Source organism: Rathayibacter sp. AY1D2, from assembly GCF_002932695.1.
GTDB lineage: Bacteria > Actinomycetota > Actinomycetes > Actinomycetales > Microbacteriaceae > Rathayibacter.
This window is the reverse complement of record NZ_PSVX01000036.1, coordinates 1-18,536: the sequence shown is the minus strand read 5'-3', so window position 1 is coordinate 18,536 and position 18,536 is coordinate 1. Positions and strand designations below refer to the sequence as shown.

Below are 18,536 nucleotides of genomic sequence, written 5' to 3'. Positions count from 1 at the left end.
CCGCTGCCCCGCGGGCCCGCGTCGATGGAGTCGCGAATGTTCGAACCCGGAGGATCCGCGCGGCCTGTCGCGCGGGTCGGCTACGTCACCGCCGCCCTGCTGGTCGGCGCGATCCTGGTGGGCGGCGCGGTCGGCGCCGCCGTCGCCCTGGTCCTCTACCTGCCCGGCGTCCTCGCCGCCGACGGCCCGCCCGGGCTGGTGAGCTTCGGCCTGCTCATGGGAGCGGCCTCCGGCGCGGGCATCGGAGTCGTCGGAGGCGCGGGAGCGGTCGCCGGCATGGTCGCGGTGCGCGTCGCGAGCCGCCGCGACGGCCCGTTCGTGCTCGGCACCAGCGCGGGCGCCGGTCTCGGCGTGCTGGTCGCCTCCGCGAACCTGCTCGTCAGCCGCGACGCCCCGACCTGGGCGACCGCCCTGCTCGCCACCGCGGCCGCCTGCGCCCTCTGCGCGGCGGGCTCGTGGCTGCTGACCCGGCACGAGCACTCCTGGGAGCGCGCGCACGCCGCACCGCGCTGATCCGCGGCGCCTCCGGGGATCAGCCCGCGTAGGACCCGACCAGGCGGACCGCTCCGCCGTCGACGCCCTTCGCGCCCTGCTCGAAGCCCTCGAACCCGCGCGCGGCCGTCGAGACGCGGCCCGCGACCCACGACGGGACGCCCGAGCGCTCGAGGCGCGCGATCATGCCGTCGGCCGCCTCCGCCGCGACCACGGCGAACATGCCGATGCCGAGGTTCCAGGTGCCCTCGGTGCTCTCGAGCGTCGCGCCGGACATCCCGGCGAGCGCGCGGAACACGTCGGACGGGCTCCAGCTCGCCCGCTCGACCTCGACCCAGGAGCCGCGCGGCAGCACCCGGGCGAGGTTCGCCGCGATCCCGCCGCCGGTGACGTGGCTGATGGAGTGGACGGCCGGGCCGAGCTCGGCGTCGTCGAGCAGGTCGAGGAGGGGCCGGGTGTAGAGGCGGGTCGGCTCCAGCAGCACCTCGCCGACCACGCCGCCCAGCTCCTCGGAGCGGTCGGTGAAGCCGATGCCGCGCTCGGCGAGGATGTGGCGCACGAGCGAGTAGCCGTTCGAGTGCAGTCCGGAGGAGGCCATCGCCACCACGACGTCGCCGTCGCGCACGCGGTCGGCGCCGCGCACCTGGTCCGCCTCGATCGCGCCGACCGCCGCGCCCGCCACGTCGTAGTCGTCGGGTCCGAGCAGGCCCGGGTGCTCGGCCGTCTCGCCGCCGACGAGCGCGGTGCCCGTCTCGGAGCAGGCGCGCGCGATGCCGGCGACGATGTCGGCGATGCGGGCCGGGACCACCTTGCCGCACGCGATGTAGTCGGTCATGAAGAACGGGCGGGCGCCGACCACGACGATGTCGTCGACGACCATGCCGACGAGGTCCTGCCCGATGGTGTCGTGCTTGTCGATCGCCTGGGCGAGCGCGACCTTGGTGCCGACGCCGTCGGTCGAGGTGGCAAGGAGGGGGGCACGGAAGTCGCGGAGGAAGGAGACGTCGTACAGGCCCGCGAAGCCGCCGACCCCGCCGAGGACCCGGCTGTCGTGCGTCGCCGACACCGCCGACTTCATCAGCTCGACGGCGAGGTCCCCCGCCGCCGTGTCGACTCCTGCGCGGGCGTAGCTGCTCGTCTCATCACTCACGCGACGACCCTACCGACTGCCCTCTCCCGCCGCGGCGCGGATCCGGGTCCGCCTCGCCGGCAGCTCCCGCTCCGCGCCCGCGGTCACGCGTCCCAGGCCACGTAGTGCAGCTCGGCGCGGTCGCGGCTGCGGTGGAGGTCGAGGTAGGACCGGGCGATGACCTCGGCCGCCGCGTCCGGGTGGCCGCCGTCGATGAGGGCGGTGATCGCCACGTGGGCGGCGTAGACGCCCCGGGGCTCGAGCGCGGAGTGGAGGTTGAGGACCCAGTTCCGCAGGCCCGCGGCGGCGATGTTGATGTTCGCCAGCGCCGCGTGCGGGGAGACGGAGCCGCCGCCGGTGGTGACGAGGATCGTCCCGCTGCCGGCGGCGATCATGTCCGGAACCACCTCGCCGACGGCGCGGAGCGCGCCGCCGAGGTAGAAGTCGATCTGCGGCTGCAGGTTCTCGGGCGTGACGTCCAGGACGCCGACCGGGGTGAGAGCGGAGTCGGCGGGGGAGAACTCGAGGACGTCGATCGGACCGAGGTCGGCACGGATCGCCCGCAGCGCGGCGGTCAGGGTCTCGGGCTGCGCGATGTCGGCGGCGAACCCCGTCGCCTCGATGCCCTCCTCGGCGAGGCGGGCGGCCAGGCCGTCCAGCTTCTCCTGGTTCCGCGAGACGAGGGCGACGGTGAAGCCGGCCCGGCCGAAGACGCGGGCGATCTCGAGGCCGAGGCCGGGGCCCGCGCCGACGACGGTGAGAAGGGGCATGGGAGGTCCTGTCGTCGTGCGCCCCGGGGCGCGATGAGCGGGGCTGCTAAGTTGAGGTCAGCCTCAAGACTCATTGGACCATAAGTTGAGTGGCACCTCAAGATCATCGGGAGGATCGCGTGGACGAGCAGAAGGTCCTGCGCCGGGACGCGCAGCGGAACGTCGAGAAGCTGCACGCCGCCGCCCTCGAGGTCTTCGGCTCCCGCGGCCTCGCCGCCCCCCTCGAGGACATCGCCCGTCACGCCGGCGTGAGCATCGGCACCCTCTACAACCGCGTCGGCTCCCGTGAGGAGCTCATCGACGCCGTCGTCCCGGCCGTCGCCGGCGAGAAGCTGAAGGGCCTGACCGAGCGCGCTCTCGCCGAGCGGTCCTCCCGCGGACGCCTGGAGCGCTTCGTCTCCGGGATGATCGACCTCCAGCTGGAGGACCCCGCCCTCAACGACGCGATGCTGCGCCGCTTCCCCGACGCAGTCGCCCTCATCGAGGCCTGCGACCGCTCGATCGAGCTCGGCCGGGATCTCGTCGAGGCCGCCCACCGCGACGGATCCCTCTCCCCCGACTTCACCCACGACGACCTGATGGCCCTGCTCTGGATGGCGGGCACGACCAGCCGCGAGTCCGCGGCTCCGCAGGGCTGGCGCCGCGTCCTGGACCGCAGCCTCGCCGGCGCCTGGACGGCTCCGAGCAGCTGAGCGGCCGCGCGGCTCCCCGACCGACCGCCCGGCCGATCCGCCGGTCGACGCCGCCCTGAGTACCCCCACGACCACGGATCCGCCCACGGCGAACCATTAGGGGATGAGTCCCCCGCGTGCCAGGATGGACCGTCAAACCCCCCTGCTATCCCCTTGGGAGCCCCTCCGGCATGTGCGGAATCGTTGGGATCGTGTCCTCCGGACCGGTCAACCAGTCCATCTACGACAGCCTCTCCCTCCTGCAGCACCGCGGCCAGGACTCGACCGGCATCGCGACCGCCGACGGCAGCACCCTGCACATCAAGAAGGCCGCGGGACAGGTCCGCGAGGCGTTCCGCACCCGCGACATGCGCTCGCTGCTCGGATCCATGGGCCTCGGCCACGTGCGCTACGCGACGAAGGGCAACGCCGAGCGCGAGGAGGAGGCCCAGCCGTTCTACGTGAACGCGCCGTACGGCATCATCCTCGTCCACAACGGCAACCTCACGAACACGCGCGAGCTCACCGAGGAGCTCTTCCGCATCGACCGCCGCCACCTCAACACCACCTCCGACACGGAGCTGCTGGTCAACGTGCTGGCGAACGAGCTGCAGGCCTCGATGTCGGGCCGCGACCTCGACGCCGACGAGGTGTTCGACGCCGTCGCCCGCGTGCACGAGCGCGTCGAGGGCTCCTACGCCACCATCGCGCTGATCGCCGGCGTCGGGCTGCTGGCGTTCCGCGACCCCTTCGGCATCCGCCCGCTCATCGTCGGCCGCCGCAGCAACACGGGCGCGCCGGACGACTGGGTCGTCGCCTCCGAGTCGCTCGTGCTCGAGGCGCAGGGCTTCGAGATCGTCCGCGACGTCGCTCCCGGCGAGGCGGTCTTCATCACTCCCGACGGCCGGATGGCCAGCCGCCAGTGCGCGAAGGATCCGCGACTCATCCCGTGCTCGTTCGAGTACGTCTACCTCGCCCGCCCCGACTCCGTGATGTCGGGCATCTCGGTCTACGAGGCGCGCCTGCGCCTGGGCGACCGCCTCGCCGACACCATCGCGCAGTACACCCCGGGCGGAGCGATCGACGTCGTCATGCCGATCCCCGACTCCTCCCGCCCCGCCGCGATGCAGGTCGCGCAGAAGCTCGGGATCGAGTACCGCGAGGGCTTCTACAAGAACCGCTACGTCGGCCGGACGTTCATCATGCCCGGGCAGGCGGTCCGCAAGAAGTCGGTGCGGCAGAAGCTCAACGCGATGTCGAGCGAGTTCAAGGGCAAGAACGTCCTGATCGTCGACGACTCGATCGTCCGCGGCACCACCTCCAAGGAGATCGTCGACATGGCCCGCGCGGCCGGCGCGAACACGGTCACCTTCGCGTCCGCCGCGCCTCCCGTGCGCTACCCGCACGTGTACGGGATCAACATGCCCTCGCGCCAGGAGCTCGTGGCCCACAACCGCCGCATCCCCGAGATCTCGGAGGCGATCGGCGCCGACCAGCTGATCTACCAGGAGGTCGCCGACATGAAGGCGGCGATCCTCGAGGGCTCGGACGTCACCGACCTCGAGACCAGCTGCTTCACCGGCGAGTACGTCACGGGCACCGTCACCCCGGAGTACCTCGACTGGGTGGAGCGCACGCAGCTGAGCTGAGCTCTGCACAGCGCCGGGCGCGGCGCAACGGGTGCCGCGGATCCGTGCGCCGCTCCATGATCGGAGGGTGCGCGGCCCCGCGCGCATGCACCCGAGGAGTCCCCCGTGTTCTACCGAATCCTTCCGTTCCTGCTCACCTTCGTGGCCAAGAAGATCTCGAAGTCGCAGAAGGCCAAGCGCGCCGCCGCCAAGCGCCCGACGTCCAGCGCGAGCAGCAGCCGCCGCTCCTCGTCGCGCCGGGGACGCTGACGCCGCGGTCCCGTCCGCGAGCGCGAGCCGCGGGCGGGACCCTCAGCGCAGGGCGGAGTGCAGCGGCCGCAGGGCGGCTCGCCTCCGCCGGCTAGACCCGGTCGGACCCCGTCTGCGGGTCGTCCTCGTCGGACGTCGTCCGCACGTCGGGCAGAGCCTCCTCGGCCACGGGCTCCTCGGCCGCGTCCTCGCGCTCGACGATCCGCTCGGCGGTGGTCCGGACGACCTTCCGGCCGACGACCCGGTCGAGCAGCACCACGACGAGCCCCGCGAGAGCGCCGAACAGCGTCACGAAGAGCAGCAGGCTGAAGCCGAAGACCTGCCCGCGGGAGAAGCCCTGCGTCTCGGGCAGCGCGAAGGTCAGCACGAAGGCCGCGATCGCTCCGAGCCCGACGCCGAGGGTCAGGATGCGCCAGACGCGCGGGGAGCGGCGGACGTCGACCTCTTCGCGGGTGACCTCGGGGCGGGCGGGATCGCTCATGCCTCCATTCTCCCCCGTGCGGGCGAGGGCACGGCACCGTGATCGCTCAGAGCGCGTGCACCAGCCGGCCCGCCTGCGCGCGCAGCTCGCGGACGACGGTGCGGACCGAGAGCCGCTCCGCCCGGTCCGGCCGCATCAGCGCGACGATGTGCCGCACGGAGTTCACCCCGCGGAGCGGCTTCACCACCACTCCCGCGCCGCCCGCCGTGTAGCGCGGGAGCACCGCGATGCCCAGGCCCGCCGCGACGAACGCCTCGGTCACGCGGGTCGACGCGAAGCGCTGCTCCACCCGCACCGCCTCGCCGGACGCGGTCTCGATGTCCTGCATCACGCGCTCGAACGGGAACCCGTCCGGGACGCCGATCCAGGTCTCGCCGACCAGATCCGCCGCCGAGACCGTCGCCCGGTCCGCGAGTCGGTGCCCGGCCGGCAGGCCGATGTCGAGAGGCTCGATCATCAGCTCCGCCATCGCGAGGCCGCGGCCGGCCCAGGCGCTTCTGCCGGTGGGCGAGTGGGCGAGCACGATGTCGAAGTCGGCGGTCAGGTCGGCGAACTCGTCGGTGCCGGGGTCCGCGTCCTCGCACTGCACGACGAGTCCCTCGACGCTGCGGAGCGCGACCAGCGCGTTCGGGAGGAGCATCTGGCCCGCAGTGGGGAAGGTCGCGATGGTGACCTCGCCGATCGGGTTGTTCTTGAACGTCTGCCAGACGGCGTCGGCCCGCTCGAGCGCGATCGCGATCTCGGTGGCGCTCCGGGCGAGCTCGCGTCCCGCCGCCGTGAGCACCACGCCGCGGCCGGAGCGCTCGATCAGCGGCACGCCGGCCTCGCGCTCGAGCACCTTGAGCTGCTGCGAGACCGCGGAGGGCGTGCGGTGCGTCGCCTCCGCCACGGCCGTGATCGAGCGGCGCATCGAGAGCTCGCGGAGCAGTTCCAGCCGTCGCACGTCCATGTAGAGAAACTACACGTCAGGGCAAGAACAGTTCGATTGTCCTACGGAACACGGGGCCGGACACTGGACGTTGTACACAGCATCCCGGCGGATGGATCAGAAGCCGCCGCAACGAAAGGCAGAACACTCATGAGCATCGCAATCCTCGTCGTCCTCAGTGGCCTCGCCGCATGGGGCACGGTGTCGACGGTGCTCGTCGCCAGCCGCGACGGCTACCGTCAGGTCCCCGCGCAGCACTGAGCCCCGCCGCTCCGCGACAGCACCTCATCGCGTTCCGACGCCGTCTCCCGACCGGGAGGCGGCGTTCTCGCGTCTCCGGGGGCTGGTGCCGCTCCTCGGGGAGCGCCTCCCCGCCGCGGCTCCCGGGGGTCGACCATCGGCTCGCACCGCACACGACGACGGGCCCCCGACCGGAGTCGAGGGCCCGTCGTGCGCGCGGTGCGGCTACTTCGCGGCGGTGCGGCGGCGCAGGCGCGCGACCGTCATGCCCAGACCGAGCAGCAGAGCGGCGATCCCGGCGGCGAACGCGGGGGTCGCGTCCACTCCGGTCTCGGCGAGGTGGTGCGAGCCGGCGACCGGAGCAGTGGTCGGCGTCGGCGCGGGGCCCGTGGTGGGCGGCGTGGTCGGCGCGGGCGTCGGCTCCGTGGTCGGTCCGGGAGTCGGGGTGCCCGCTCCGGCACCGGCCGCGACGGCGAAGCCGACGCTGATCTCGGTGCCGGTGGTGTCGAGCGCGAACGTCGCGGTGTGCGCGCCGCCCGCCAGACTCTCGTCGATCGGGACCGAGAACGAGGCGCGACCGGTCGAGTCGTCGGTGACGGCCCGGGTCGGATCGATCGTCGCGGTGCCGACGACGGTGCCGTCGACGCTCGCGGTCACGGTGGTGTCGGCCGCGGCTCCGGTGCTGAACAGGAGCGAGGAGAGGTCGACGGTCATGGTGTCGCCGACCGCGTACTCGCCCGAGTCCGGGACGTTGTCGGTCAGGCCGATCGTGCGCTGCACGGGGTCGGGGCTGACGGTGCCGAGGTCCTGGATGTAGCCGACGAAGGCGTCCAGGTCGATGCGGCCGGAGTCGGCCGTGCCGGTGCCCTCGGTGAAGGTGCTGAAGCCGTCGCCGCCGCTCGCGAGGAAGCTGCTGGTCACGACGGTGAAGGTCGCGGCCGGGTCGATCGGCTCGTTCTGGAAGAACACCTGCGAGATGCGCGAGCCCTCGGGCGCCGTCGCGTCGAAGACGTAGGTGAGGTCCTTCGAGGTGGAGAGGTTCAGCTGCGGGTGGCTGGAGCTGCCCACCCACTGCTCCTCGAGCAGGTCGGAGATCTGCTCGCCGGTCAGCTGCAGGGTCACCAGGGTGTTCGCGAAGGGCTGGGCGTCGGAGGCCTCGGCGTAGGTGACCACGCCGTCCGCGTCGCCGGGCTGGTCCGGAGTCGCGGTGTAGGAGAGGTCGTCGCGCAGGCCGCCCGCGTTCGAGAAGGCGATCTGCGTGCCGAGCTCACGGGTGGCCCACAGCTGGGCGTCCGAGACGAGGTTGCCGAGGGTCGACTCCGAGCCGCGGTTGGTCGTGGTGCCGTCCGGGCGGTAGGCGCGCGAGATGTCCTCGGTGATGGTGCCGACCTTCACGCTGCCCTCGCGGACGGCGACGGCCTGGGCGTCGGCGACGATGGTCTCGACCTCGGGGTCGGGCTCGAAGGCGCCGACGACGATCGTCTTGGCCGGGTCGTCGGAGGTCGGGTCGTCGACGACCTTCGTCAGCGGCACGACCTCGCTGGTGAGCGAGGTGAGCTGCTTGGTCGCCGGGTCGACGGTCAGGGACATGCGGCCGATGTTCTCGGCGTAGCTGCCGGTCTGCGACACGACGGTCGGGAAGGCCCGACCGGCGTCGATGCCCGCGTCGTACTCCTGGTGGCTGTGGCCCGAGACGATCGCGTCGACGTTCGGGGCGACCGCGTTGACGATCGCGCCGAACTTGGGGTCCGCCTCCGGAGTGTTCAGCTCGGCCGCGTCGGCGTCGGCTCCCTCGTGCAGGAGCAGGACGACCACGTCGGCCTCGTCGTTGGCGGCGTCGCCGTCCTGGAGCTGCGCGGCGACCTCGTTGACGTTCTCGGCGATCGGCTCGATGGAGAGCGTCGAGATCGTGGCGGGGCTGACGAGCTTGCCGAGGTCCTCGGTGATCGCGCCGATGAAGGCGACGGAGACGCCGTCCTGCTCGGTGATCACGTACGGGGAGTAGGCGCGCTCGCCGGTCGCGGTGTCGTAGAGGTTCGCGTTCACGTAGGGGAACGCCGAGGCGTCCACGACGCGGCCGTCGACGTCGGCGCGGCCCTGGTCGAACTCGTGGTTGCCCAGGGTGCTGACGTCGAGGCCCATCGCGTTCAGCGAGTCGAGCGTGGGGATGTCGCCCTGCACCTTCGACACGAAGGTCGAGGCGCCGATGTTGTCGCCGGCCGAGACGAACAGCGTGTTCGGGTTGGCGGCGCGGTAGGAGTCGACGGCACCGGCGAGCACGGCGGCTCCGGCGACGGCGCGGTCGGCGGCGAGCCGCCCGTGGAAGTCGTTGATCGAGAGGATGTCGATGGCGACATCGCCCTCGGCCGCCGCGGCGGGCGTGGCGCCGAGGAGGGCCGCTCCGGCGACGGCGCCGACGGCGGTCGCGGAGAGGAGTCGGGTGAGGCCGCGTCGGCCCGGGGAAGTACTGCGCATCGTGAAGGGGACTCCAAGCATCGAGCGGTGGATCCGGAGAGGATTCGTGCCGCGTGAGGGGGTTATTCCCAGACAACCCGACGGCGGAGCCCAGGTCAAACGTTCTGACGACGGCTCGCCGCCGCGTTTACGAGAAGTTAACTCGCCGACGCTCAGCCGACGCGCAGGATGGGGAGGAACGGCGTGAGGTCCGCGCGCACTCCGGAGGCGTGGATCCGCCCGCTCGCGAGACCCTCGCTCCACGGCAGCGAGCCGGTCGCGAGCGGCAGCCAGGTCGCCGCGTCCATCTCGATCACGTTCGGCGGAGTCCCGCGGGTGTGGCCCGGGCCCTCGACGCACTGGGCCGCGCCGAACGGCGGAACGCGCACCTCGACGCTGCGCCCGGGGACGTTCGTCTCGATGATCTGCAGGAGGAACCGCACCGCCGTCGCCGTCGTGTTCCGGTCCGCTCCTCCGGCGAGCGCCGCCCGCACCGCGGACTGCCCGCTCGCCTCGTCGATCCTGCCCTTGGCCATCCACCCATCCTGCCGCCGCCGCTCGCTCCCGGAGGCCTCCGCGTGGCTCCGCCCGGCGTGTCGGCGTCCGCAGCGCCGCCCTGCGGAGGAGGACGTCACAGGGACCAGCCCCGGCGCGGGGCGCCCTATCCTGTCAGGGTGAAGATCCTCGTCCTCGGTTCGGGTGCCCGTGAGCACGCCATCATCACGGCTCTCCTCGCGGAGGAGGAGCACCACGAGATCATCGCGGCGCCCGGCAACGCCGGCATCGCGCGCGACGTCGAGGTCATCCACTTCGACACGAACAGCCCCCGGCTGGTCAGCGACTTCGCGGTGGAGCAGGGCATCGAGCTCGTCGTCATCGGCCCCGAGGCGCCCCTGGTCGCCGGAGTCGCCGACGCGCTCCGCAAGCGCCGCATCCCCACCTTCGGCCCCGACCGGGCCGCCGCCGCACTCGAGGGCTCGAAGACCTTCGCGAAGCGCGTGATGGACATGGCCCGCGTGCCCACCGGCCGCGCGACCCGCGTCTCCACCCTGGTCGACGCCACCCGCGCCATCGACGAGTACGGACTCCCCTCGGTCGTCAAGGCCGACGGCCTCGCCGCGGGCAAGGGCGTCCTGGTGACGGAGTCGCGCAGCGCCGCGATCGCGCACGCCGAGTTCTGGCTGCAGTCCGGCGACGTCCTCATCGAGGAGTTCCTCGCCGGCCAGGAGGTCTCCCTCTTCCTCCTCTCCGACGGCCACGACGTCGTCCCCCTCTCCCCCGCGCAGGACTTCAAGCGCCTGAGCGACGGCGACGAGGGGCCGAACACCGGCGGCATGGGCGCCTACTCCCCGCTCCCCTGGCTCGCCGACCGCTGGGAGAGCGAGCGCGCCTTCGTCGACGAGGTGATCGACACGGTCGCCATCCCGACCATCCGCCAGCTCGAGCGCGAGCGCACCCCCTTCGTCGGACTCCTCTACTGCGGCCTCATCGTGACCGACGCGGGCCTGCGCGTGATCGAGTTCAACGCCCGCTTCGGAGACCCCGAGACCCAGGTCGTCCTCCCCCGCCTCGCCTCCCCGCTGTCCGCGCTGCTGCACGCGGCGGCCACCGGCGCGCTCGCCTCCGTCCCGTGGCCCGCGTTCACGGACGAGGTCGCCGTCACCGTCGTCCTCGCGAGCGAGGGCTACCCCGAGAACGCCGTCACCGGACGGACCATCACCGGACTCGACGCGGCGGCGGACGTCCCCGGCGTCACCATCGCCCACGCGGCGACCCAGCTGGTCGACGGGAGCTTCGTCGCCACCGGCGGCCGCGTGCTCAACGTCGTCGCACGCGGCGCCGACTTCGCCGAGGCGCGGGAGCGGGCGTACCGCGCGCTCGACCTGATCCACCTCGACGGCGGGCTGTATCGGAGCGACATCGCGGCGAAGGTCGCGAAGTAGAGCGACCTCAGCGTGATGTCGGCCACGCCGCTCCCCGCGCGGCGTGGCGCGGTCGACTCAGAGACCGGCCGGGTACTCGGAGAGCGGGGCGCGGTCGGCGCGTCCAGAACGCTCGGCACGCGTTCCGGTCGACGCCTCGAGGGTGGCCGGGGTGGGGTGGATCCGCACTCGGACTCGGACCTCCGCGACACGGGCTCGCGGCGGAGGTCGGTCGCCTCGCGGGGGGCGGGTCAGGCCAGGGTGCAGAGGGCCTCGGCGAGGTGGGGGTGCGCGAAGGTGAAGCCGGCGTCCTCGAGGCGGGCGGGCACGACCCAGCGGGACTTGAGCAGGAGCTCGGACTCGGTGCGGAGCAGGAGCGTCGCGGGCTCGAGGACGAAGCGCGGAGCCGGCACGCCGATCCGGCGGCCGACGGCGGCGCGGAGCAGCCGGGAGAGCTCGGTGTTGTCGCTCGGATTCGGCGACGCGAGGTTCACCGGCCCGTCGAGGGTCGACTCCTCGAGGAAGCGGATCGACCGGTGGACGTCCTCCACGTGGATCCAGCTGAAGTGCTGACGGCCGCGGGTGCGCCGGTGCTCGTGGTGCACGCCGGCCTCGCGGCGCGCGCGCGTCGAGGGCCACGGCCCGTCGAACTGCGGACCGCCGAGGCCGAGCCGCGCCAGCCGCAGCAGGATCGCCGTCGCCGGACCGTCTCCGAGCACGATGGACATCCGCAGCGCCACGCGCCGCACGCCGGGCGTCTCCCCGGCGAAGAACTCCGACTCCCACGCCCGCGCCACATCGACCGAGAAGCCCTCGCCGAGCACGCCCTCGTCCTCGGTGTTCGCCCGCTCCTCCTCGTGCCGGTAGATCGTGGCCGTGCTCGCGTTCATCCAGACCGGCGGAGGAGTCGCGGCCGCCGCGACCGCCCGGTGCAGCTCCGCGGTGGTCGCCACGCGCGAGCGGAGGATCTCGGCGCGGTTCGCCGCGGTGTACCGGCAGTCGACGCTCTTGCCGGCCAGGTTCACCAGGAGGCGCGCACCGTCGAGCACGCGGGTGATGCCGACGGTGTCGCCCCGGCGCGCGTCCGGCCCGGAGCGGCCGATCCTCCGCACCGTCCAGCCGTCGGCGGTGAAGCGGCGGGCGAGGTCCGTCCCGAGGAATCCGCTCGCACCGGCGAGGACGACGACGGGGTCAGCGGTGCTGCTCATCGCCCCATCGTGCCGCACGGCGCCGGAGTCACGGGGAGGACTCGTCGCAGGCGCGCTGCCGGGACGCGGAGTGGGTGGAGGCGGGCCTCGGTCAGCCGCCGAGCGACCCCGCACCGCGGAGCAGCCGCGCCGCGGCGAGCGCCGCGGCCAGCCGCTCGGCGAACCCCGGCGGCACCTCGGCGGGCAGCGCGTCGACCGGCCACCAGGCCACGTCGTCGCTCTCGTCGCTGACGCTCACGGGAGCGTCCGGGTCGGCGATCGCACCGTAGCCCACGTCCCAGTGGCGGGAGCAGCGGCCGAAGCCGTCGCCGAGCGCGTGCCGGTCGAGGTCGAGGGGCAGGACGCCGAGCGGCTGCAGCCGTGCCGCTCCGCTCTCCTCCCGCGCCTCGCGGAGGGCCGCGTCGGCCGTGGAGTCGTCGCCGGGCTCGACATGACCGCCGAGCTGCACCCAGAACCGGCCCTTGCGGTGGAAGCAGAGCAGCACCTGCGCCAGATTCGGCGAGAGCACGAAGCAGCTCGCCGTGACGTGCTCGGGGCCGCCGTCGCGCTCGAGCGCCGACTCGCCGCGCTGCTCGAGGAACGCCAGGTACTCGTCCCGCAGGTCCGCGAGCGCGCCCGCGTCCCACCCCCGCAGCTCGCCCGCCAGCCGCGTCCCTCGTTCCCCCGTCACGCGAAGGACCCTACCTCCCCTCCGCGAGCTGCCCCTCCGGTGCGCTGCACGGCGTGCGTGGCGTACCGGAGCGGCGTCTCGCGGAGAGAGGAGGGACGGGAGCGTCAGACGGAGAGGCCGGAGAGGCCCTCGCGGTCGACGCGGCGGTGGAAGCGCATGCCGGCGAGACCGCCGAGCACGGCGCCGACCAGCGCGACGACCAAGGCGGCGAGCGCCGTCACGACCGCCGCGGCCGTGGCGTCGCCGGCGTCCAGGGGGATCGTCGGGAAGCCGCTCACCGCGGAGAGCGCCTGGCTGCCGCCGGTGATCGCCGAGACGATGCCCACGACGATCGCGACGACGACCGCCCAGGCCCACACTCCGACGCCCTGCTTCGCTCCGCTGAAGCGGGCCATGCGGCCTGCCACGTAGCCGCCGCAGTAGTAGGCGACGAGGAGGATGACCAGCAGGGCGATCGCGCCCGCCCAGCCGAACGCGGCGGGGTCGGCCGCGAGGTCGCCGGTGACGTCCTGGGTGCCGATGACGGCGGCCCCGATCGCGGTGACGAGGGCGGTCAGGAGGACGGCGAGTCCGGTGGCGGCGAGCCAGCCGAAGAAGGCGCAGCCGATCTTGAAGCCGCCGAAGCGGTCGCGCTCGCGCTGGTGGATGTCCTTGCGCGCGGCCGCACGGGCCTGCTTCGCCTCGGCGGAGTCGGGGTCGACGGGCGCGCGGTGCTCGGGAGCCGAATGCGCGGAGTCGGAGCGGTCCGTCGAAGCGGAGCGGTCCGAGGAGGCGGAACGGTCCGGAGTCGCGGAGCGGTCCGTCGCCGCAGCCGCTCCCGTATCCCCCGCGGAGCCGATGCGCGCCGTGCCGCCCGCCGCCGAGCCCTCTGCCCGTCGCGGCAGTCCGCCGTCAGCCGGATCCCTGTCTGTCGTGCTCATGTCGAACCTCCTGGCCGAGCGCCCCGAAGAAGGGCGACACGCTCAGTCAAGACCCAGGGAGCCCTCGGTGTCGCGGGCTTGACGACACGACGGAGCGGTCCGGGCGTCAACCCCCTGCGCCCCCTCCCTCCCACCCGCTTGCATGGAGGGACCGACCGACGACACGAGAGGGAGAGTCATGACTCCGGAATCCCCCGAGCAGACACCGCCCGGCACCGAGGCCGAGCTGACGCCGAAGGCCGACCACGGCGAGACCACCTACCGCGGCACCGGCCGCCTCAGCGGCAAGGTCGCCCTCATCACGGGCGGCGACAGCGGCATCGGCAAGGCCGTCGCGATCGCGTTCGCGCGCGAGGGCGCCGACGTCGCGATCTCGTACCTCGACGAGCACGACGACGCCGAGGACACCGCCAAGTGGGTCCGGGAGGCCGGCCGCGAGGCGCTGCTCCTCCCCGGCGACCTGCAGGACCCGGCGCACTGCCGCGCCGTCGTCACCGAGACCGTCGAGCGCTTCGGCCACCTCGAGGTGCTCGTCAGCAACGCCGCCTTCCAGATGAGCCGCGAGAGCGTCACCGACATCCCGGACGAGGAGTGGGACCGCACGATCGCGACGAACATCAGCGCCTACTTCCACCTCGTGAAGTCGGCGCTGCCCCACCTGAAGGAGGGCGCGTCGATCATCGCGACGAGCTCGGTGCAGTCCGACCAGCCGTCGTACCAGCTGCTCCCCTACGCCGCCACGAAGTCGGCGATCCTCAGCCTCACCGCCTCGTTCGCGCAGGCGCTCGGCGAGAAGGGCATCCGCGCCAATTCCGTCGCGCCCGGCCCGATCTGGACGCCGCTCATCCCCTCGACCATGCCGGAGGAGGCCGTCGCCGAGTTCGGCGAGCAGGTCCCGCTGGGCCGCCCCGGGCAGCCGGCCGAGGTGGCCCCCGCCTACGTCCTCCTCGCCTCCGACGAGGCGAGCTACATCAGCGGGTCGACGATCGCCGTCACCGGCGGGAAGCCGATCCTCTGATCACGCTCCAGGGCACCGCTCACCCGCAGGATTCCGCGATAGGTTCCTGCGGGTGAGTGTGCACATCCGCAGCATCGAGACGGCGGTGCCGACCACGGTCCTGCGCCAGTCCGAGGTGCGCGACCTCTTCGCGTCCCAGCCCGCGATGACCCGGCTCGGGTCCCGCCTGATCGGCGCGGCCTTCGACGCGTCCGGGATCGACACCCGCAGCACGGTGGTCGACGAGCTCGACCGGGTCGAGCGGGAGGGTGCGAGCGTCTTCTACGACGCGGGGAGCGGCCTGGTGCTCGACCCGGGGACGGCCGCGCGCAACGCCGTCTACACCGAGCGCGCTCCCGAGCTCTTCACGGAGGCGGCCCGCCGCGCCCTCGCGTCCGCGTCGATGACCGCCGAGGACGTCACCCACGTGGTGACGGTCTCCTGCACCGGCTTCTACGCCCCGGGGCCCGACTACCAGCTGGTCCGCCGCCTCGGCCTCGCGCCCTCGACGCAGCGCTTCCACCTCGGCTTCATGGGCTGCTACGGCGCCTTCCCCGGCCTGCGCGCCGCCCGCCAGTTCTGCGAGGCCGACCCGGAGGCGGTCGTCCTCGTCGTCGCGGTCGAGCTGTGCACCATCCACCTCACGAGCTCCAACGATCCGGAGCAGATCGTCGCGACCTCCGTCTTCGCCGACGGCGGTGCGGCGGCCGTCGTCACCGCCCGCGAGGCCGCGCCCGGCGCCCCGGTGCTCGAGCTCGACGCGCTCGCCACGACGCTCACCGACGAGGGCGAGACCGAGATGGCGTGGACGATCGGCGACCACGGCTTCTCGATGCGGCTGAGCACCTACGTGCCCTCGATCATCGGAGCGAACATCGAGGCGGCCGTCGCCCCGCTGCTGGCCGGCGCCGAGGTCGAGCGGAGCGACGTGCGGCGCTGGGCGATCCACCCCGGCGGCCGCAGCATCCTCGACAAGGTGCAGGCCTCGCTCGCCCTCAGCGACGAGCAGCTGGCCCCGTCGCGCGAGGTGCTGCGGACCAACGGCAACATGTCGAGCGCGACCGTCCTCTTCATCCTGCGGCGCCTGCTGCACGGCGAGGCGGCCGACGGCGAGCGGATCGGCGCGATGGCGTTCGGGCCCGGCCTCACCGTCGAGCTCGCGCTGCTCACCAAGCGGGGCGGGGAGTGACTCCGCGCGCCCCTCTCGCGCCGGATCTGCGCCACCGCGAGGTCTCCGAGCAGGAGCTGATGGACGACCCGGACTGCGACCGGACCCTGCTCGACGCCACCTACGCCCGCTTCGGCACCGTGAACCGGCTGGTCTCGGGGTGGCGCGGCCTCTACCGCTCGCGCCTGCGTCCGCTGCTGCGGCCCGACGAGCCGTTCCGCCTGCTCGACATCGGATCGGGAGGCGGCGACGTCGCCCACTCCCTCGCCGGCTGGGCCCGCGAGGACGGCCTCCGCCTGGCGATCACCGCCGTCGATCCGGACGAGCGCGCCTCCGCCTTCGCCACGTCGACGCCCGCGCCGCCCGGAGTCGAGTTCCGCCGCGCGAGCAGCGCCGACCTGGTCGCCGAGGGCGAGCACTTCGACCTGGTGACCTCCAACCACGTGCTGCACCACCTGTCGCCGGAATCACTCGCCGACCTGCTCGCCGACAGCGAGCGCCTGGCCCCGCTCGCACTGCACAACGACATCGAGCGCTCGCGGCTGGCCTACACGGCCTACCTGCTGGCCACGCGACCGATCGCGGCCGGCTCGTTCCTCCACTACGACGGGTCGCTGTCGGTGCGGCGCAGCTTCACCGCCGCCGAGCTGCGGGCTGTGGCGCCCGAGGGGTGGCGGGTCGAGCGCGCGGCGCCCTACCGGCTGCTGCTCGCGCGGGGCGAGGTGTGAGGACGCGGCGGAGGGTGAGCGCTTCCGGTCCGCTCTGGCTGCGCGCCGCCGCTGTCAGCTACTCCGCCAACTGCGCCCTCGGCACCGCCGTCGCCACCGGCGCTCTCCGCACGGGCCGCTGGCACTGGATCCATCACGCGCTCTACATCTGCACGTCGACGCTCACCGCTCTGGCCTGGGCGACGCTGCGACGGTCGGACACCCGCGCCGCGTCCGCGCTGGCTCCCGCCGCCGTCCCGCTGGCGGTGATCCCCTTCGCAGGGACGCACGGACGTCGGCACCCGGCGATCGCGCTGGCGGCGGCTCCGTTCGTGCTCGCCGCTCTCGGGCGGACGCGGCGGCCGGCGCGGCGCCGAGGAGTGCTCCAGCGTCTCAGGGCCGGGTCAGCCCTGCGCTGACGCGCCCCGGCTTCTAGCGCGGGGGCTCGACGTCGCGGTCGGGGTCGGAGCGGTAGGAGCGCAGCGCCTGCCAGCCGGCGATCGCGAGGATCAGCGCGCCGCAGAGCATCGTCAGCAGGTTCGGCACCGAGAAGCCGCTGCCCACGACCGAGTTGATGCCCGCGCCGAGCACGAACACACCTCCGAGAAGGTAGAAGATGACCCTCGTCTTCACCGTTCCACCGCTTCCCTCGAGCCTGCACAGGACCCTCGATGCTACCGCGCGCGCCCCGGGCCGCCGCCGCTCCCCCCTCTGCGCGATCGATCGGGGCAGGATCGAGGCATGGAGTTCCTCGATGTCGTCCGGCGCCGGAAGACCACCAACGGCGCGTTCCTGCCCGACCCCGTCTCCGAGGAGCACCAGCGGCTCCTGATGGAGGTGGCCGGCCGGGCGCCCTCGCAGCTCAACAGCCAGCCGTGGCGGTTCGTGCTCGTCGAGGAGCGCGAGACGATCGACCGGATCGCCGCGATCAGCGGCGAGAGCATGACCACCGCGATGTCGAACGGCACGTTCTTCGAGCGCTACAAGCCCTACTTCCGCTTCAGCAGCGAGGAGATGGAGCAGCGGCGCGACGGGATGCTGTTCGACAAGCTGCCGGCTCCGCTCCGCCCCTTCACGAAGCAGGTCTTCACGAAGCGCGGGCAGTTCCTGATGAACTCCCTCCGCGTCCCGCAGACGCTCGGTGAGGAGAACCGCCGGCTCGTCGCGGGATCGCCGCTGCTGCTCGGCGTGATGCTCGACCGCTCCGAGTACCGTCCGGGCGAGCTCTCCTCCTTCTACTCGGTGTTCAGCATGGGCGCCGCGATGGAGAACGTCTGGCTGAGCACGGTCGAGCTGGGGATGGGGATCCAGTTCGTGTCGTTCCCGATGGAGGTGCCGGGAGCGTGGGCGCGGATCGAGTCGCTGCTCGCCGTGCCCGATGAGCTGGAGCTGATGGCGGTGTACCGGCTCGGCTACCTGCCTCCGGAGCAGCGGCGGCCGGCGATCGACTGGTCCTCGCACCAGCGGAAGCTTCCGTCGCAGTACGTCTTCCGCGGCACCTGCGCGACTCCGCAGGAGGGGTGGGACGCGCCGGCCGGGCCGTGACGGGATCCTGAGCGGCGCGGCCGGCAGCCGGAGGTGCCCGCGCTCGCTCCCGGGCCGGCCCCGGCCGACGGGAGATCCGCGACGGAGCATCGACTCTCGCTACATGCGTCGGCTAACGTGGCGCCCAGCACGCCCGGCAGTGCTACGTCCCGTCCGCGGGACTGTCAATGGGGGTCCGGCGTGTCTCCCGCCCGATTCCCCGCACCGGGGTCCGAGCGGATACCGTCCCCCGAGGAGCCGTCCGCCAGGGCCGGCCCGATGAACGAAGGGGGCCCGTGGCCACGCTCATCTACGGACCGCAGAACCTCGAGATCGAATTCGAGGAGCGCGTCCTCG

20 protein-coding genes are annotated in these 18,536 nt (G+C 73.1%); 10 read left to right on the top strand and 10 right to left on the bottom strand.

The genetic code is table 11. The annotated features are described in order from the left end of the window. Positions 1 to 36 precede the first annotated feature (36 nt). A complete protein-coding gene (locus C5D04_RS10875; protein WP_104226816.1) occupies positions 37 to 513 on the top strand; it encodes a hypothetical protein in 477 nt (158 codons plus the stop codon). Positions 514 to 532: 19 nt separating this feature from the next. Here C5D04_RS10875 and purM read toward each other — a convergent pair whose 3' ends face one another. Then, complete coding sequence (purM, locus tag C5D04_RS10870) at positions 533 to 1,642, bottom strand: phosphoribosylformylglycinamidine cyclo-ligase (protein WP_104292525.1); 1,110 nt, start codon at positions 1,640 to 1,642, stop codon at positions 533 to 535. A gap of 83 nt (positions 1,643 to 1,725) precedes the next feature. Next, positions 1,726 to 2,391, bottom strand: coding sequence for an SDR family NAD(P)-dependent oxidoreductase (locus C5D04_RS10865; RefSeq protein WP_104260845.1), 666 nt, complete (start codon positions 2,389 to 2,391; stop codon positions 1,726 to 1,728). A gap of 119 nt (positions 2,392 to 2,510) precedes the next feature. On the opposite strand from C5D04_RS10865, the gene C5D04_RS10860 reads away from it, so the two are divergent. The 3 genes from C5D04_RS10860 to C5D04_RS18235 all read left to right on the top strand — a co-directional run bounded on the left by C5D04_RS10860 (position 2,511) and on the right by C5D04_RS18235 (position 4,960). Continuing rightward, on the top strand, positions 2,511 to 3,083 hold the full coding sequence (locus tag C5D04_RS10860) for a TetR/AcrR family transcriptional regulator (protein WP_104233833.1): 573 nt from the start codon (positions 2,511 to 2,513) through the stop codon (positions 3,081 to 3,083). Between the two features lie 170 nt (positions 3,084 to 3,253). Beyond that, positions 3,254 to 4,711: an amidophosphoribosyltransferase gene (gene purF / locus C5D04_RS10855; protein ID WP_104223766.1), complete on the top strand. Its 1,458-nt coding sequence runs from the start codon at positions 3,254 to 3,256 to the stop codon at positions 4,709 to 4,711. Positions 4,712 to 4,816: 105 nt separating this feature from the next. Further along, positions 4,817 to 4,960: a hypothetical protein gene (locus tag C5D04_RS18235; protein WP_181137697.1), complete on the top strand. Its 144-nt coding sequence runs from the start codon at positions 4,817 to 4,819 to the stop codon at positions 4,958 to 4,960. 91 nt (positions 4,961 to 5,051) lie between these two features. On the opposite strand, the gene C5D04_RS10850 is transcribed toward C5D04_RS18235, so the two are convergent. From C5D04_RS10850 to C5D04_RS10835, 4 genes are all read right to left on the bottom strand, one after another. Next, complete coding sequence (locus C5D04_RS10850; protein WP_104226813.1) at positions 5,052 to 5,441, bottom strand: hypothetical protein; 390 nt, start codon at positions 5,439 to 5,441, stop codon at positions 5,052 to 5,054. Positions 5,442 to 5,487: 46 nt separating this feature from the next. Beyond that, a complete protein-coding gene (locus tag C5D04_RS10845; protein ID WP_104223768.1) occupies positions 5,488 to 6,390 on the bottom strand; it encodes a LysR family transcriptional regulator in 903 nt (300 codons plus the stop codon). A 444-nt stretch (positions 6,391 to 6,834) separates the two neighbouring features. Next, positions 6,835 to 9,084 carry a bifunctional UDP-sugar hydrolase/5'-nucleotidase gene (locus tag C5D04_RS10840; RefSeq protein ID WP_104282656.1) on the bottom strand — a complete coding sequence of 750 codons (2,250 nt, stop codon included), beginning with the start codon at positions 9,082 to 9,084 and terminating at the stop codon, positions 6,835 to 6,837. 152 nt (positions 9,085 to 9,236) lie between these two features. Next, positions 9,237 to 9,599 (bottom strand): sterol carrier family protein, encoded by a 363-nt coding sequence (locus C5D04_RS10835; RefSeq protein ID WP_104223770.1) that lies wholly within the window; start codon positions 9,597 to 9,599, stop codon positions 9,237 to 9,239. A gap of 138 nt (positions 9,600 to 9,737) precedes the next feature. Between C5D04_RS10835 and purD the strand changes: the two genes are divergently transcribed. Beyond that, the gene (gene purD, locus C5D04_RS10830) at positions 9,738 to 11,006 is read left to right on the top strand and encodes a phosphoribosylamine--glycine ligase (protein WP_104233829.1); all 1,269 of its coding nucleotides are present in this window, start codon (positions 9,738 to 9,740) and stop codon (positions 11,004 to 11,006) included. 230 nt (positions 11,007 to 11,236) lie between these two features. On the opposite strand, the gene C5D04_RS10825 is transcribed toward purD, so the two are convergent. The 3 genes from C5D04_RS10825 to C5D04_RS10815 form a co-directional block, all read right to left on the bottom strand. Next, the gene (locus C5D04_RS10825) at positions 11,237 to 12,193 is read right to left on the bottom strand and encodes an epimerase (RefSeq protein WP_104347680.1); all 957 of its coding nucleotides are present in this window, start codon (positions 12,191 to 12,193) and stop codon (positions 11,237 to 11,239) included. 91 nt (positions 12,194 to 12,284) lie between these two features. Then, positions 12,285 to 12,863, bottom strand: a complete 579-nt coding sequence (locus tag C5D04_RS10820; RefSeq protein ID WP_258068893.1) for an NUDIX hydrolase — start codon at positions 12,861 to 12,863, stop codon at positions 12,285 to 12,287. Between the two features lie 104 nt (positions 12,864 to 12,967). After that, positions 12,968 to 13,783, bottom strand: coding sequence for a hypothetical protein (locus C5D04_RS10815; protein WP_258068892.1), 816 nt, complete (start codon positions 13,781 to 13,783; stop codon positions 12,968 to 12,970). Positions 13,784 to 13,961: 178 nt separating this feature from the next. Here C5D04_RS10815 and C5D04_RS10810 point away from each other — a divergent pair, with 178 nt between their 5' ends. Genes C5D04_RS10810 through C5D04_RS10795 form a run of 4 tightly spaced genes read left to right on the top strand, consistent with a single transcriptional unit; the run spans position 13,962 to position 17,074 of the window. Further along, on the top strand, positions 13,962 to 14,801 hold the full coding sequence (locus tag C5D04_RS10810; RefSeq protein ID WP_104233826.1) for an SDR family oxidoreductase: 840 nt from the start codon (positions 13,962 to 13,964) through the stop codon (positions 14,799 to 14,801). 52 nt (positions 14,802 to 14,853) lie between these two features. Next, positions 14,854 to 15,969, top strand: coding sequence for a type III polyketide synthase (locus C5D04_RS10805; protein ID WP_104347679.1), 1,116 nt, complete (start codon positions 14,854 to 14,856; stop codon positions 15,967 to 15,969). Further along, positions 15,966 to 16,676: a class I SAM-dependent methyltransferase gene (locus tag C5D04_RS10800; protein WP_258068891.1), complete on the top strand. Its 711-nt coding sequence runs from the start codon at positions 15,966 to 15,968 to the stop codon at positions 16,674 to 16,676. Before C5D04_RS10805 ends, C5D04_RS10800 begins: the two co-directional genes overlap by 4 nt. Before the next feature lie 14 nt (positions 16,677 to 16,690). Further along, positions 16,691 to 17,074 carry a hypothetical protein gene (locus tag C5D04_RS10795; RefSeq protein WP_104247377.1) on the top strand — a complete coding sequence of 128 codons (384 nt, stop codon included), beginning with the start codon at positions 16,691 to 16,693 and terminating at the stop codon, positions 17,072 to 17,074. 13 nt (positions 17,075 to 17,087) lie between these two features. Here the strand turns inward: C5D04_RS10795 and C5D04_RS10790 are convergent, their stop codons facing one another. Beyond that, a complete protein-coding gene (locus tag C5D04_RS10790) occupies positions 17,088 to 17,288 on the bottom strand; it encodes a hypothetical protein (protein ID WP_104223776.1) in 201 nt (66 codons plus the stop codon). Between the two features lie 108 nt (positions 17,289 to 17,396). Here C5D04_RS10790 and C5D04_RS10785 point away from each other — a divergent pair, with 108 nt between their 5' ends. After that, positions 17,397 to 18,200: a nitroreductase family protein gene (locus tag C5D04_RS10785; protein ID WP_104256039.1), complete on the top strand. Its 804-nt coding sequence runs from the start codon at positions 17,397 to 17,399 to the stop codon at positions 18,198 to 18,200. The last annotated feature ends 336 nt before the right edge of the window (positions 18,201 to 18,536 follow it).

Bases quoted from the DNA above. Each gene is read 5' to 3' on its own strand.
- C5D04_RS10875 (WP_104226816.1), top strand. From the start codon at position 37: ATGTTCGAACCCGGAGGATCCGCGCGGCCTGTCGCGCGGGTCGGCTAC.
- C5D04_RS10865 (WP_104260845.1), bottom strand. From the start codon at position 2,391: ATGCCCCTTCTCACCGTCGTCGGCGCGGGCCCCGGCCTCGGCCTCGAG.
- purF (WP_104223766.1), top strand. From the start codon at position 3,254: ATGTGCGGAATCGTTGGGATCGTGTCCTCCGGACCGGTCAACCAGTCC.
- C5D04_RS10850 (WP_104226813.1), bottom strand. From the start codon at position 5,441: ATGAGCGATCCCGCCCGCCCCGAGGTCACCCGCGAAGAGGTCGACGTC.
- C5D04_RS10845 (WP_104223768.1), bottom strand. From the start codon at position 6,390: ATGGACGTGCGACGGCTGGAACTGCTCCGCGAGCTCTCGATGCGCCGC.
- C5D04_RS10840 (WP_104282656.1), bottom strand. From the start codon at position 9,084: ATGCGCAGTACTTCCCCGGGCCGACGCGGCCTCACCCGACTCCTCTCC.
- C5D04_RS10835 (WP_104223770.1), bottom strand. From the start codon at position 9,599: ATGGCCAAGGGCAGGATCGACGAGGCGAGCGGGCAGTCCGCGGTGCGG.
- C5D04_RS10825 (WP_104347680.1), bottom strand. From the start codon at position 12,193: ATGAGCAGCACCGCTGACCCCGTCGTCGTCCTCGCCGGTGCGAGCGGA.
- C5D04_RS10815 (WP_258068892.1), bottom strand. From the start codon at position 13,783: ATGAGCACGACAGACAGGGATCCGGCTGACGGCGGACTGCCGCGACGG.
- C5D04_RS10810 (WP_104233826.1), top strand. From the start codon at position 13,962: ATGACTCCGGAATCCCCCGAGCAGACACCGCCCGGCACCGAGGCCGAG.
- C5D04_RS10785 (WP_104256039.1), top strand. From the start codon at position 17,397: ATGGAGTTCCTCGATGTCGTCCGGCGCCGGAAGACCACCAACGGCGCG.